The sequence below is a fragment of the Halanaerobium polyolivorans genome, from assembly GCF_020711195.1.
GTDB classification, from domain to species: Bacteria; Bacillota; Halanaerobiia; order Halanaerobiales; family Halanaerobiaceae; genus Halanaerobium; species Halanaerobium polyolivorans.
The window spans coordinates 124,851-138,759 of the sequence record NZ_JAJFAT010000003.1 but is presented as its reverse complement, the minus strand read 5'-3'; the positions used below and the strand labels follow the sequence as shown (position 1 = coordinate 138,759).

Genomic DNA, 13,909 nt, shown 5'->3' with positions numbered 1-13,909 from the left:
AAAAAAATTAATTTACTTCTAAAACACAAGACCGTTTAGCTTTGATTAGAGGGGTTTCTCTACAGTGATTTATATTTGTAAAACTGCGGGGACAAATCTCATCATAAAAAGCTAGTAACCAGGAAGCCGGATTCCTATAAATAATTTTAGTCCCGGAAAGAGCCTTTTTGCTAATTTCCTGAAGAAGTTCTTTTTTCGTTTTAACATGTAAAGAAAGCCAAATTGCAGCATATTTGCTGTAATCAATTTCTTTTCCATTACCCGCCAAAATTTCTATCTTATCTTTTACTTCAAGCTCATTTAAATAACTGCAAGAACTCTGTCTGGCTTCAGGATCAATTTCAAGTCCATCCACAAAATAACCCTGTCTGGCAAGATAAACTGCTGTCATTGGTCTAGGCCCACTGCCAATATGAAGTATTTTACTGCCTCTTTTTAGTTCTGCTAATTCTAACTCAGCAGCAATTAAACGATTATAAAAAAACTTGTCATAAAGATAACCTGTATAATTTATCTTATTAAAAGAAGCTTCTAATTTTTGTAGAGCCTTACAGGCTTTATTATGAAAGCTTTCTTTAAAATTACTGATTAAATTTTTTGCTGGCATCTAAACCCTCCAATATTCGTTCCAATTGATAGCTGTTCTCAACAATATTTAAAAAAATATCTTATTAGGAATAATTCTTAATAAGAGAAATATTTCACAATTGATCTTAATTAAATAATAGCATAGTTAAGCACCTCAGTCAAGTTGATTTAAGCAAAAAAATAATTACTTTAGAACTTTTAAAATAAAGAAAATCCCCTTATAATAACTAAAGCTTATAAGAGGATTATAGCTTCTTAATAATTTAATTTTTATCTCTCTTTAAATATAAATCCATATATTCTTCTGTGGTAGGTATTCTGCCTAAAATAGCTGTACAGGCAGCTACCTGAGCACTTCCTAAATAAGTTCTCGAATCAGCTGGACCTATTCTAGATTGATAGTTGCGGGTAGTTGTTGTAAAGGCGGTTGAATTAGAACCAATTCTGCGCTTATTACCCATACAAAGTCCACAACCCGGCATAATCACTGTTGCTCCTGCTGCGGTCAGCTTGATCATACTTCCATCAATCATCAAAGCCTGATAGATATCACGTGAGGCAGGTCCTACTACAACATTAACCCCATGGGGAATATTATGGCCGGACAGTATTTCGGCTGCTTCTTGAATACTTTTAAGATCTCCACCAACACAGCTGCCTATATAAACCTCATCAACTTTTTCGCCAGCCGTCTCATCTAAAAAGGCAACATTATCTGGATGATGGGGTTTTGCTACAATAGGTTCTTTGATCTCAGAAAGTGGTATTTCTATTACAGCAGCATATTCTGCATCTTCATCAGCTCTAAATAAAATTGGATCTTCTAAATATTCTTCTACAGCTTTGATAGTTCTTTTAACTGAAGGTGAACTATCAGCATCTTCTCTATTTTTTAAATACTCCAGGTTTTCTTTAATAGTTTCAATTGTAGTTTGATCACTAGGGACTACACCAGCTGAAGCACTTCTTTCAGCTACAGCATTGGTAAGAATATATCTCTCATCAGAACTTAAAAATTCCAGTCCTTCCATTTCAATAATTCTACCATTATAGACATCTTTGCCCACTGTTTTTTCTGCATAAACAACCAGGGCAGAAACTAGATCACGAGCAGTAATACCTGCTTCAGGTTCACCTTTGAAAACTACTTTTACCGATTCATCCATGGTTAAATCCTGTTTACCATATTTCATAACTCCAGCAACAATATCAGAGGCTGCCGGAAAAGAAACTCCCCTGGGAGTTCTGGTATGAGAATCACCACCAACGATAACATCTGTTGGTAAAACAAATCTATTTCCGATTGTATGAATAATCCCCTCACCTGTTTCTAAACTAACCCCACCTCTTTTTGTAACAAATTCATTTAAAAAACGGTGGGTATCTCTATCTGAGCTGGATGGGCATTCTCCTGTATGACATAAAGATTGAACAACAAAATCAGCCCCAAAATCCTCACCAGCCATAGATTGATATTCTTCCATGGTCATTGGACCTGTTGTGTCCTGAGAAAATGCTCCTCTCATCTTAACCTGAGCAGTTTCTCCAGGCAGGATTGTATCTTTTCCATCAAGTCTATTGTAAGCTACAATTTTTTGGGCTAAGGTCTGGGGAGGTCTACTTTCTTCTTCAACAATATTTTCCTGAGCAGGTGTTTTAATATCACCTGTTTCAATTCCCTTCTCCTGACAATATTCTAATGCCATAGTCTGTAGTTCATTTGCTGCATCAAAATATGTCATTCCTCCAGCTGCAATCTTTTTAAGTTTATAGTCAATTGGAAGTTCAAAAGCAAGTTCTAGCTCATCATTAACAAGCATTATTTGCTGATCTAAATCTATTTTTAAATCATCACCTTCTTCGATATCACTTGTATCAAGCTCTAAAGGTAAAATCCCTGAAGCAACTAGTGACTCCTTAAAAATCGGGGCAAAACTTTTAGCCGCAACTATACCACCCTTCTTTTTTTCGGGTTCACCTGCAAGATCTTCCCCCAACAACTGCTGCATAGTATAGGTAGCAGATTTACGAGATGATCCCTCACCCAGAGCTTTTCCGGCTGTAAAGATAACAGTTGAATTTTTCTCTTTTAATTCAGCCAACCTCTCTCTTAAATCTTCTTCGTCTTCTCTTCCTTCCATAACATGTTTAGCATGTAAGGGGTGGTCGGTTCTACTATCTGCATTTTTAGAAGGACTTAAATGTCCTGTGGTAATATTATCTCCTACCTTTAAAGAAATACCCTGATAGTGAGAATCTAACTCCCAATCAGAAGCGAATTCTCTTTTGGCCCAGCTTAACATAATTTCTGCTACTTTATCTGCAAAATATGGATTTTCTGAGGCTAATTCCTTTAATGTGTTAAAATCTTTTTTGGTTAATAAAACCGTATCTTTTAAAATCTCAGTAATTTCTTCTTTATAGATTTCTTTGGCAAAAAGATCTATTAAACGGGCTGCAGCAGCTCCCCCCTTCATCTCAGCCAGAAGTTCTAAAGCTCTATCACTACTGAGATAAGGGTTTTCTTTTTCAGTTAACTTAGCTTTTTTAATTAATTTAGACAAGCCTTCTGCTTTTGCATGAGAAGAAGGAAAAGTACCTCTTCTAACCTGATTTGTAATCAAGTCTAAAATTAATTTATCCATTCTCTTTTCTATGAAGATTTTATAGCTCTTATTCTCCAGTCCCTCAAGACTTAAAGCAGAAAACAAAGTCTCTACTTCTTCAGCTGATAGTGGTCTGGCTTCTAAACCATGAACTTCACGCCGTTTAATAGCTCTATTTTTATAGTCATCTAAAACATCAATTAAATTTTGAAATTTTTCTTCCATAAAATTTATTTCTCCTTTCTTATACTAGCAATTTTATACAGGATTATAAATTTGCAATTATTGCTTCAGTAATTTGATCTGTGCTTGCATTTCCACCCAAATCAACAGTTAAAACTTTTCCTTCATTTAAAACATCTGAAACTGCTTTTTCAATTCTATCTGCTGCTTCTTTCTCCTTTAAATGCCTAAGCATTAAAACAGCAGAGAAAAGCAGTGCCACAGGATTTGCTTTGTTTTGGCCGGCAATATCAGGTGCACTTCCATGAACTGCTTCAAATACAGCGATCTCATCACCAAGATTCATACCTGGGGCCAGACCAAGTCCACCGATCAAACCGGCTCCTAAGTCTGAAACAATATCACCATAAAGATTGGGCATAACTAAAACATCATACTGCTCAGGATATTGAACCATCTGCATACACATATTATCAACAATCTTATCATCAAATTCAATTTCTGGATGAGTTTGAGCATATTCCGCTGCAATATTTCTAGCCTCTTCTAAAAATAGCCCATCACTAAATTTTAAAATATTTGCCTTATGAACAGCAGTAACTTTTTTACGGCCTTCACGAATAGCATATTCAAATGCAGACCTAACAATTCTCCGGGAAGCTTTTCTGGTTATTATTTTAATACTTTCTGCAGCTTCATCACCAACATAATGTTCTATTCCTACATAAAGTCCTTCAGTATTTTCTCTAAAAACTACCATATCAATAGCTTGATTTTGGGCAAATGCTTTTGCATGGACCTTAAGTGGTCGTACATTTGCATACAGATCAAGTTCTTTTCTAATAGCCACATTAACACTTCTAAATCCACTACCAACTGGGGTTGTGATTGGACCTTTTAAGGCTACTTTGTTTTTTCTTATTGATTCGAAAACCTGCTCAGGTAATGGAGTTCCATATTTGTCCATAACTCCAGCCCCGGCTTCTACCCTATCCCAATTGATTTCAACACCTGCTGCTGCAATAATTTCAGCAACTGCATTAGATATTTCTGGCCCTATTCCATCTCCAGCTATCATCGTTACATTATGCATACTCTAAACTCACTACTCCTTTTTATTTTCTAATAATATTTTTCTATTTTAAAATCAAAACTTATTATACCATAGATGCAGCAAAACTTTCTAGTTTTCTAAACTCTTCTCTATTCATCCCACAATCACCAGGTAATATTCCCGGTGAATTTTCTCCATGATAATCAGAACCACCTGTTATTAAAAGATCAAGTTCTTCAGCTATTTTTTTATATTTGGCAGTTGTTTTTTTATCATGTTTGCTCTGATAAACCTCCACCCCTTTTAAACCAACATTTTTTAATCTAGCTATCTCTTCTTTATCTAGGGGATCACCATGATTAATTAAATAAGGGTGAGCTATGACAGGAACACCTCCAGCTTTTAAAATCACTTCTATCGCTTCTGCAGGAAGAACTTTTTCTTTTGCAACATAGGCTTTTCCTTCTCCACCAATAAATTGATCTGTAAAAGCTTCACCAATATTATCTACATAACCTTTTTCCACCAGAGCTCGGGCAACATGGGGACGACCAATACTTACTCCTGCCGCATATTTTTGCACATCTGAATATTCTAAAGGATATCCCATCTCACTTAAGATTTCCACCATCTTATGAACTCTTGTTATTCTAGAATCCAAAATAGTTTCGGTTAAACCTAATAAAGCCTCATTTTCAGGGTCTATATAATAGCCCAGAATATGATATTCAGCTTCACCTCTATAAGTTGAAATTTCAATTCCAGGAACAAATTCTATTGGATATTTAGCTGCTTCTTTTTCTAATTCTTTAAGTGCAGTAGTATTATCATGATCTGTAACAGAAAAGACCTCAAGATCAAACTCCACACATTCTTTGATTAATTCTTGGGGAGTTAAAGCACCATCAGAAGCAGTAGTATGCATGTGTAAGTCAACCTTATTTATATTTTTGTTCATGATATCAAACTCCTTAATATTTTACTAATAAAGATTTATTTAAATTCTGGCTCTTAAATAATACCAAACAATACCCACTAATTCATGTAAAGCTGCTAAATTAGCCTGTAAGGCACCTCTATTTGGTAGATAATTAAGCCAGCTAAATTGATGGTCATAAATAAAGCCAGAATGAAGAGCTATAAAATCTATTTCTTGAGCTCTAAATACTCCGGCCGAACGATAGATATGATAAGCTGAAGTTACTAAATAAACTTTTTCAATCTCATTTTCATTAAGCCATTTTTTGGTATAGAGTGCATTTTCGTAAGTTGAGCGAGCCTGATCTTCACTTTCATATTTTTCTCTTTCTAAACCAAGACCGAGCAAAAATTCTTTAGCAGCATCTGCTTCACTAAAATTATCATGTCCAATGCCTACTCCTCCAGAATAAATAATCTTAGTATTAATTATTCGCTGGAGCTGATAGGCCTTAGTTAGTCTCTGTTTGCTGTGAACTGAAGGCTCTGCACTTCCATCACTTTTATAATAATTGCCTCCTCCTAATACCACAATTGGATACTCTTTTTTAAGCTCAGTTTCTAAATCAAGTGATATCTCTTCTGCATAATTTTCTAAAGGTAAAAGCATTACTTTTACACCAAAAGCAGTTGAGATAAAAATCAAAAAAATCAAAGCGGCTGCTGCTAAAAACTTGATTAATTTAGAATCAGATTTAAGAAATAAATAAATTGTGATAATCAGTAAGATTATTATAAAAAAACCTGGTGGCATCAAAAAAGAAGAAATTATTTTTTCTAAGGCAAGCATTTAACCACCCTTTTAGTTAAGTCTCATTAATCGGTAAATTTATCAATAACATTCATCAGTTCAGCAATAATTTCTTCATCACCATTTTCTTTAGAAATAGCATTTTTTACACAACCATTGATATGGCTGTCTAAAACCTTAAGCCCTACTTTTTTTAGGGCTCCTCGACTGGCACTGATCTGAGTTAGAATGTCAACACAATATTTCCCTTCATCAATCATTCGCTGAAGACCTCTGATCTGGCCCTCTATTCTACGCAGTCTGACTATTAAATTTTTTCTTTCTTCAGCTGATAATGAACTCATATAACCACACCTCTTTTAGCCTGATTTTGATTAATAATTATAAAGTGATCTGAGGAAAAAGCATTTCTAAAAAATCAATTTTTAAATAGCTGTCCATTGTCTTAAAGGTGTCTTCATTTTTAATAAGACGACCTGGTTCCTGATATTCCACCCAGGCCATAGCTGACCAGGAAATACCTCTCATTGCAGAAAATTTATTAAATAGTTCTAAAGCAGAACTAATTTCTTGATAATAAGCATCAAGCCCTCTTGCTTTTAAATAATGATGAAGAAATTCTTCTTTTTCTCCCTGATTAAAAATAAAATTAGTTTTCCAGAGAGTGGTGGTAGGAACCATAAAGATACTTAAATCCTGCAGTGGGGTGGTAATCAATGGTTTTTCCCAATCTACCAAATAAGCTTTGTCATTTTTATCATCAATTAAAAAATTAGCAGAATTAAGCTCTGTATTAACTATTGAAAGTGGTAAAAGCTCAATAATATCTGCCTCTTTTTTTCTTTTTTCTTTTAAATCCATTTTTAATTTTTGCAGAAACTCCTTAACTTGAGGATCAGCCAATTCAGACTTAAAATATTTATCTAAAAGGCTGTCACATTCATCCCAGATAGCATTTAAAGGCTGTTTTTCTTCAATTAAAATACTGTTTTGAGCTATTTCTACCTCATGCACACCGGCCAGTACCTCTGCAGCCTTTTTTAAGTCTCGTTGATAATCTAATGGACGCCCGGGTAAATATTCCATTACCAGCATTCCATAAGGAAGTTCCTCCTCTGAATTATCCAGATAATATGGTCTAGGAGTAACTCCCGAAGGAGCCAACTGTTCTAAAGCATAAAATTCATATCCTATCTGATCATCTAGATCCATCTGACTGCCTAAGTTGAGCCTGATTACAAATTTATCTTCTCCATCTTTTAGCAGATAGTTTAAATTATATTCTCCCTGAGCTAAAAACTCAATTTCTGCATTTTCAGTAATTCCAATTGCTCTTTGAAAATCTTTCTTTTTTATATATTTAGCAAGTGCTCTGCTCATTTCTTCCTGTAACGGCATATTAAAATACCTCCATCAAATTTTAATCTATAAATTTATAATAACTTATCAATAATTTTTTTGCTTTCAATTGGATAATCATTATTAGACTTATCTCCCATTTTTAAATACTCTCTAAGTATAAGTAATTCATTAAAAGTATCGACATCATACCACTCTGGCAAAAAATGACTTTTTAGATCGTATTTGCTAGCAGCTTTTAAAGTTTTTTCCAGTACAGATTTATTACCCCATTTTTGCTGCTCAAAAAGAAAAGCATGGGGTTTTTTCATGCCCAATAAATAATAACCACCATCTAATGAGGGACCAATTACTAGATCCCTTTCTTTTAAACCAGCAAATGATTCTGTAATTATACTGATCGGTAAAGAAGGTAAATCCGATCCGGTTATTATAACAGGTGAATTGCTGAGCTGATAAGCATCTAATAGAGAATTATACATTTTCCTACCCAGATCTTTTCCTTTTTGAGTTATTATTTTAAAATCCTCATTCAATAATTCTTTAAATAAATTCTCGCTTTCTGGAGGAGTAATACTTAAATACAAATCTAATTGACTGTACTTTTTTTTGATATTTGAAAATTTATTAATTATATCTTTTAAAAAAGCTTTATGCAGCTCTGCACATTCTTTTGGACTTAAATGTGATTGAAGTCTTGTTTTTGTTTTCCCAGCTATTGGGGCTCTACTCATAATAACAAATGCAGCCTTCAAGTTAATCTCCTCCTCTATTATCTAACGAGAATCGCGATAAATTTTTTTTAGTTTTTTTGCTTTAACACCTAAAATATATAAGATTTTGATTTTATGCATTAAAAAAAAGGTTTTAAAAACTCCATTTTTTTCCCAGCGCCTTGCTGAAGTAAAAATTTTATTCTCTAAAAATTCTAGTTCTCCATAAGCAGCCATCTTTTTAGAAAATTCCCAGTCTTCCATTAGTTCTAGCTCAGGAAAACCACCTAGTTCTTCAAAGACCTTTTTACGAATAAAGATTCCTTGATCACCGAAAATCAATTTTAAATATTTAGCTCTTAAATTAGAAGACCAGGAAATAAATTTTAGCAGAGGATGTTCAGATTCAATTTTAAGTTTAAAACAACCACCAATTTTATTTTCTTTTTCCGCCATCTTTTTGACTAAATTTTCTAAAGCAGATTTTTCTAGTCTGGAATCAGCATGCAAAAAAAGCAGTATTGGTGCTGCTGCCAGTTGGGCACCTCTATTTAACTGTTGGCCCCTACCTGCTTTCCCAACAACAACTTTTGCTCCTTTGCTTTTGGCTTTCTCTACCGTTAAATCATCACTATTGCCATCAGAAACAATTATTTCTGCTTTTATATTTTCATTTTTAATATAATCAATTATTCTAGTAATATTTTTTTCTTCATTAAGGGCAGGAATAATCACTGAAAGACTATAGTCCATCTGCAAGATCCACCTTCCAAATTTTTGAACTTTCTTTTATTATAGCATATTTTAGCTTGATAACAAAATACCCTTTTGACTATTTTTTCAATGTTATTTTAGCTATTCAAGCCAAAAGAGAGAGGGGACCCCTCTCTCTTTTAAAAAGAATATCTAATTATTTTATACTCTTGACTTTATTCTGCTATTTCCCAGTACCTATATTGTGATCTCTGAGTTAAAAAGACCGGTTTTATATGCTCTTGACTTGCCTGAAGGTGAGCACCATGGGATATCCAAACTGCAGATACATCTTCATCTAATATTTTTTGCTGTTCTATATATAATTCTGCTCTTTTATCCTGATCTAATTCTAAAATTGCTGCTTCTACCAAACTATCATATTCTGGATTTGAGTAGTTTTTGAAGTTCCATGAGCCAATGTGGTCTGAATGCCACCATTTAGTCCATCTATCAGGATCAAGAGTAGGTCCCCAATCCTGTAGATGCATATTTGATCTTGACTCACTTAAGTAGTCAAAAGAAGAGTCAGTCATCTGGATTTTGGCATCTATGCCAATTTCTAAAAGCTGCTGTCTAATAATCTGGCCGGCTTCTGGTAGTGGTTCTCTAACAGGTACCACCAATTCGGTTTGAAAACCATCTTCATAACCTGCTTTTGCCAAGTATCCTCTTGCTTTCTCTAGATCAAGCTCATATTGAAGAGCAGCTTCCCAATGGCCTAAAACACCTTCGACAATACTGGAATTAGCTCTTGCAGCTATATTATTATATGCTCCCTGTAAAATTTCATCTACATTTACTGCATAACGAATTGCTTTGCGAACATTTTTATCCTTAAAAGGCTCTTCCTGCATATTAAAGCCTAGATAAACCTGTCTTGTCACTGCAACCTGTTCAACATTGATGTCTGCTCTCTGATTATAGATAGCAAAAGAATCATAAGAAATCTGAGTTGAATTTAGTTCACCTGCATCTAATGCAATTTCAGCCATTCTAACTTCAGAGATAGGATAAATTTCTATTCTTCTAAAGTCAGGTAAATCACCAAAATAATCCTCAAATCTGTTTAATGTTATCTTTTCACCTGGATCCCAGTCTTCCCAATAATATGGTCCTGAGCCAACCGGATTTGTGGCAAAATTATCTCCTTTTTCCTGATAAGCTTTTTTGCTAATTATGCTGCCCGGATTATAGGCTAGTGTTTGGGTAAAAAGTGGGGCATAAGGCTCAGAAAGAATAATTCTACCCCTATATCTATCAATTATTTCTACTTCTTCTAAAGTTGCCCAGTCATTTTTATAGGGTGAATTATTATCTGGATCAGCTATTCTTTCAAAGGAAAATTTTACATCTTCAGTTGTTAATTCACCATAACCATGATGAAACTGAATGCCTTCTCTCAATTTAAACTCAATAACTTTGCCATCATCACTAACTTCGAATTCTTCTGCAGCATCTAATTCCCATTCAGAAGAAGCTGCTTTAAATCTAATTAATTTACTGTAAAATGATAAATCAATATTTAATTCTTCATCTCCATAATAATAGGCAGGATCCATAGTACTAATATCTGCACCATTGATTGCCCTTACTTTCAAAACATCATCTGCTGCTAATGCTGCTGAACTTAAAGAAACTAATAGCATTAAAACTATAAATATAGTAGACGTTATTTTTAAATAACTACTTTTAAAATTTTTCATAAATTTTCTCTCCTTCTAATTTGCTATAAATTTTTCAGCCTGGGATCATAAGCATCTCTTAAAGCTTCCCCTAAAAAAGTAAAGCCCAGGGTCACAAAAATGAGCATTCCCCCTCCAAAGATAACCATCCAGGGTGAATGCCTAATATTTAAATACCCATTTCTTAATATAGTTCCCCAGCTTGGAGTTGGTGGGTTAACCCCAAGCCCTAAAAAGCTTAATCCTGCTTCAAAAGCAATAATTGAGGGTATATCCATTGCAGCCATAATAAACATCGGACCTTTTATATTGGGCAAGATATGTTTAAACATTATCTTGATATCTGACTGCCCAATAGCCTTTGCACTAATTAAATACTCCTTTTTTTTGACCTTCAAGGTCTGAGCCCTAATTAATCTTGCATAACGGGGAAAATAGGTAAAGCCAATCACAATGGTCAGGGTTGGAATTCCTGATGTTCCCAACATTATGATTACCGCAATTGCAAAAATCAAAGAAGGAAAAGACCTAATTATATCAAAAAATGTCCGCAGTATGTGATCTAGAGTTTCAGAACCATAGCCAGAGATCATCCCCAAAACTGTCCCAATAATTGAGGCAAATGTTACTGCTGCAATTGAAATTGCTAAAGAAATTCTACTACCATAAAGTATTCTGCTAAAAACATCTCTACCGAGATGATCTGTTCCCATCAGATGAGTTCTAGAAGGGCCTGCCAATTTATTTATCACATTTACTTGATCTGGATCATATGGACTTAAAAAAGGGGCAAATATAGCCATTAAAAAAACGATCACAATTAAAGCAAATCCAACTTTACCAAAAAAGTCTTTAAAAACCTTTTGTGATATAAAAAATTTACCCATTTTTTTTGTTTTATTTGCTATTTTAAGCAGAGTATTTTTGGACTCCATTTAGCTCTATTCTCCCTTTCTAATCCGTGGATCTATTAAACCATAGGATAAATCAGTAAACATATTTACAACTGCATACATAAATATCGCAACTACTAAAGCTCCCTGAACTACCGGATAGTTGCGGGTTCTAAAAGCATTATAAATTAAATAACCGAGACCAGGGCGGTGGAATATAACTTCAATTAGAACGGCTCCTCCCAGCAGATTACCAAAACCTACTCCTAAAATTGCTACCACTGGTAAAATAGCTCCCCTAAGCACATGCTTTGAAATTACAATTTTTTCGCTGAGACCTTTTGCTCTGGCAGTTCTAATATAATCTTCATGCATTTCTTCTAAGACAGAACTCCTAATCAGCCTAGCTACATAACCTACCCAGCGTATTCCCAGGGCAAAAGCTGGTAAAACCAAATGATAAAGTTGATCAAGCAGGTTACCACTTTCTCCACCACCCATTACTGGAAACCAGCCTAGGGTTAAAGAAAATAACAAAAGAAAGAAAAGACCAAATAAAAAAGAAGGAGTTGTGATAATAGAAATAGAAGCAAATGTTAATATTCTATCTAAAATAGTATTTCTATAAAAAGCACTGTAAACCCCCAGAGGAACTCCTAAAACTACAGCAATAAAAATACTAGCAGTAGCTAAAGCTATAGTATAGGGCAAAACATTGATGATCATAGTACTGACAGAACGCTGATTTAAAACATCAGTACCTAAATCACCTCTAAAAATATTAAATATAAATCTAAATAGCTGTACATAAACAGGTTGATCTAAACCCATCCTAGCCCGAATATTTTCTATAAGTTGAGGACTTGCCCTTGGTCCAAGCATTATACTAGCAGGATCTCCAGGCACTAACTGTATTAAAATAAATAATAATATCATTGCCCCTAATACTGTAATTAGTCCCAATAGAAACCTACGTATAATTAAAGAAAACATTTCATTCCCCCTCAAAACAGCTGCAGTTTTTAAGCCTTCTTAGCTTAAAAATCAGCTGAGAAAGATTAATTCCGAAATTTAATTATAAAAATGCCCTGTTAAAAGGACATTTTTATGAGTTCTTTTTTGCATTTGTTGATCTTCTCTTAAAAATACTAGTCTATAATATACTTTGTGATTAATTTAGCAATTAACTACATTATATAACATATTTTAAATATTTTCTTTATAAAAGAAAACAGATTTATGCCGCTTTTTTTGTATTATGACATCAGAAATATATAATCATTAATCATCATCAGAATAGCCCTCTGGAATAATCTCTATATTATCCCAGGCAGCAAAAGCAATATCTTTAAATCTTTTGGTATCTAGAATTGTAGTAGGTAAATTGATAATTGCTGGATCTGCCAGCATACCATCAGCATTATCAGTCTTAATTATTCCATGTTTCAGATCTTCTACCGTAGAAATTATTTTTCGCTTATTATAAGGGAAGATTTCCGGTGAGATCATGTAAACAACATTTACAACATCCCACATATAAAAGCCTGAAAGTCCTATCATCTCTGAAGAATATTCGTACCAATCTTCTATTTTATCTTTCATATAAGCTCTAACCGGCTTATTTTTAGATCTATTTACTCGCCGCCATGACTTTTCGCCAAATCTTGCTGCAAGACAGAGATTGCCTGACATTACAGCAACCGGAACTTCGGCTTTAAGCACCTTTTCTGCGGCTTCTGGATCACAAGAAAAATTCAGTTCATCAATTGTTTCATCACCAATTTCAAGTGGTGAGGTAATCCCCCCCATAACTATAATTTCTTTTAAATTTTTAAAGAAATCATTATCAATTTTCCAGGCTCCATAAAGATTAGAAACCGGTCCAATTGCAATTAAAGTAATTTCATTTTTATTTTCCGCTGCTTGTTCTGCTAAAAATTTGGCAGCCTCTGTATCATAATCTCCCGCTTCAGCTGCACCTTTTAAATGTGGTATTTCATCTTTTAAAGCAAAATCTTCTAAGAGTTTTTCTGTAGTAGAGAAAGTATCTTCTAAGCTACTGTTGCCAAAAACACTTGTTACACCCATCAAATTAATATCTTCTCTACCAAGAAGAAAAAGAAAAGCAAGACCATCGTCTACATCTTTTTCATCTAAACCCATAGTATTATCGCAATCTAAAAGTACTTTTTTCATTATTTCCTTATCCCCCTAGCAGTTAAAATAATTATTGTCCTTTTTGTTATTTTCAACAAAAGATGAATTATTCCTGCTTTAATTGATTTAATTATTTTTTGTGAATAATAGTGCAATTTATATTATTTTGATATATAATAGATTTAAGTT

General features: G+C 33.9%; 13 protein-coding genes. All 13 read right to left on the bottom strand.

Annotated features, from left to right (window positions below):
• Positions 1-7 precede the first annotated feature (7 nt).
• The 13 genes from LJ207_RS03420 to LJ207_RS03360 all read right to left on the bottom strand — a co-directional run bounded on the left by LJ207_RS03420 (position 8) and on the right by LJ207_RS03360 (position 13,759).
• A complete protein-coding gene (locus LJ207_RS03420; RefSeq protein WP_229344092.1) occupies positions 8-607 on the bottom strand; it encodes a class I SAM-dependent methyltransferase in 600 nt (199 codons plus the stop codon).
• 244 nt (positions 608-851) lie between these two features.
• On the bottom strand, positions 852-3,419 hold the full coding sequence (locus LJ207_RS03415) for a bifunctional aconitate hydratase 2/2-methylisocitrate dehydratase (protein WP_229344090.1): 2,568 nt from the start codon (positions 3,417-3,419) through the stop codon (positions 852-854).
• 43 nt (positions 3,420-3,462) lie between these two features.
• The gene (locus LJ207_RS03410; RefSeq protein WP_229344089.1) at positions 3,463-4,470 is read right to left on the bottom strand and encodes an isocitrate/isopropylmalate dehydrogenase family protein; all 1,008 of its coding nucleotides are present in this window, start codon (positions 4,468-4,470) and stop codon (positions 3,463-3,465) included.
• A gap of 64 nt (positions 4,471-4,534) precedes the next feature.
• Entirely contained in the window at positions 4,535-5,389 is an 855-nt protein-coding gene (locus LJ207_RS03405) for a PHP domain-containing protein (RefSeq protein ID WP_229344087.1), read from the bottom strand.
• A 39-nt stretch (positions 5,390-5,428) separates the two neighbouring features.
• Positions 5,429-6,199 carry a YdcF family protein gene (locus LJ207_RS03400; RefSeq protein ID WP_229344085.1) on the bottom strand — a complete coding sequence of 257 codons (771 nt, stop codon included), beginning with the start codon at positions 6,197-6,199 and terminating at the stop codon, positions 5,429-5,431.
• Positions 6,200-6,225: 26 nt separating this feature from the next.
• Entirely contained in the window at positions 6,226-6,504 is a 279-nt protein-coding gene (locus tag LJ207_RS03395; protein ID WP_229344083.1) for a metal-sensitive transcriptional regulator, read from the bottom strand.
• A 37-nt stretch (positions 6,505-6,541) separates the two neighbouring features.
• Positions 6,542-7,558 (bottom strand): aminoglycoside phosphotransferase family protein, encoded by a 1,017-nt coding sequence (locus LJ207_RS03390; RefSeq protein ID WP_229344082.1) that lies wholly within the window; start codon positions 7,556-7,558, stop codon positions 6,542-6,544.
• 35 nt (positions 7,559-7,593) lie between these two features.
• Complete coding sequence (locus LJ207_RS03385; protein ID WP_229344081.1) at positions 7,594-8,274, bottom strand: TIGR04282 family arsenosugar biosynthesis glycosyltransferase; 681 nt, start codon at positions 8,272-8,274, stop codon at positions 7,594-7,596.
• Positions 8,275-8,295: 21 nt separating this feature from the next.
• Complete coding sequence (locus tag LJ207_RS03380) at positions 8,296-8,985, bottom strand: TIGR04283 family arsenosugar biosynthesis glycosyltransferase (RefSeq protein WP_229344080.1); 690 nt, start codon at positions 8,983-8,985, stop codon at positions 8,296-8,298.
• A gap of 176 nt (positions 8,986-9,161) precedes the next feature.
• Positions 9,162-10,691 (bottom strand): ABC transporter substrate-binding protein, encoded by a 1,530-nt coding sequence (locus LJ207_RS03375; RefSeq protein ID WP_229344079.1) that lies wholly within the window; start codon positions 10,689-10,691, stop codon positions 9,162-9,164.
• 23 nt (positions 10,692-10,714) lie between these two features.
• Positions 10,715-11,605 (bottom strand): ABC transporter permease, encoded by an 891-nt coding sequence (locus LJ207_RS03370; RefSeq protein ID WP_229344078.1) that lies wholly within the window; start codon positions 11,603-11,605, stop codon positions 10,715-10,717.
• A 6-nt stretch (positions 11,606-11,611) separates the two neighbouring features.
• Positions 11,612-12,556, bottom strand: a complete 945-nt coding sequence (locus tag LJ207_RS03365; protein WP_229344077.1) for an ABC transporter permease — start codon at positions 12,554-12,556, stop codon at positions 11,612-11,614.
• Between the two features lie 288 nt (positions 12,557-12,844).
• Positions 12,845-13,759 (bottom strand): nucleoside hydrolase, encoded by a 915-nt coding sequence (locus LJ207_RS03360; RefSeq protein WP_229344076.1) that lies wholly within the window; start codon positions 13,757-13,759, stop codon positions 12,845-12,847.
• Positions 13,760-13,909: the final 150 nt, after the last annotated feature.

What these genes read in the sequence shown, in the direction of transcription:
- LJ207_RS03380 (WP_229344080.1), bottom strand. Translation starts at nt 8,985, where the DNA reads ATGGACTATAGTCTTTCAGTGATTATTCCTGCCCTTAATGAAGAAAAA.
- LJ207_RS03420 (WP_229344092.1), bottom strand. Translation starts at nt 607, where the DNA reads ATGCCAGCAAAAAATTTAATCAGTAATTTTAAAGAAAGCTTTCATAAT.
- LJ207_RS03400 (WP_229344085.1), bottom strand. Translation starts at nt 6,199, where the DNA reads ATGCTTGCCTTAGAAAAAATAATTTCTTCTTTTTTGATGCCACCAGGT.
- LJ207_RS03365 (WP_229344077.1), bottom strand. Translation starts at nt 12,556, where the DNA reads ATGTTTTCTTTAATTATACGTAGGTTTCTATTGGGACTAATTACAGTA.
- LJ207_RS03360 (WP_229344076.1), bottom strand. Translation starts at nt 13,759, where the DNA reads ATGAAAAAAGTACTTTTAGATTGCGATAATACTATGGGTTTAGATGAA.
- LJ207_RS03410 (WP_229344089.1), bottom strand. Translation starts at nt 4,470, where the DNA reads ATGCATAATGTAACGATGATAGCTGGAGATGGAATAGGGCCAGAAATA.
- LJ207_RS03375 (WP_229344079.1), bottom strand. Translation starts at nt 10,691, where the DNA reads ATGAAAAATTTTAAAAGTAGTTATTTAAAAATAACGTCTACTATATTT.
- LJ207_RS03370 (WP_229344078.1), bottom strand. Translation starts at nt 11,605, where the DNA reads ATGGAGTCCAAAAATACTCTGCTTAAAATAGCAAATAAAACAAAAAAA.
- LJ207_RS03390 (WP_229344082.1), bottom strand. Translation starts at nt 7,558, where the DNA reads ATGCCGTTACAGGAAGAAATGAGCAGAGCACTTGCTAAATATATAAAA.
- LJ207_RS03395 (WP_229344083.1), bottom strand. Translation starts at nt 6,504, where the DNA reads ATGAGTTCATTATCAGCTGAAGAAAGAAAAAATTTAATAGTCAGACTG.
- LJ207_RS03415 (WP_229344090.1), bottom strand. Translation starts at nt 3,419, where the DNA reads ATGGAAGAAAAATTTCAAAATTTAATTGATGTTTTAGATGACTATAAA.
- LJ207_RS03405 (WP_229344087.1), bottom strand. Translation starts at nt 5,389, where the DNA reads ATGAACAAAAATATAAATAAGGTTGACTTACACATGCATACTACTGCT.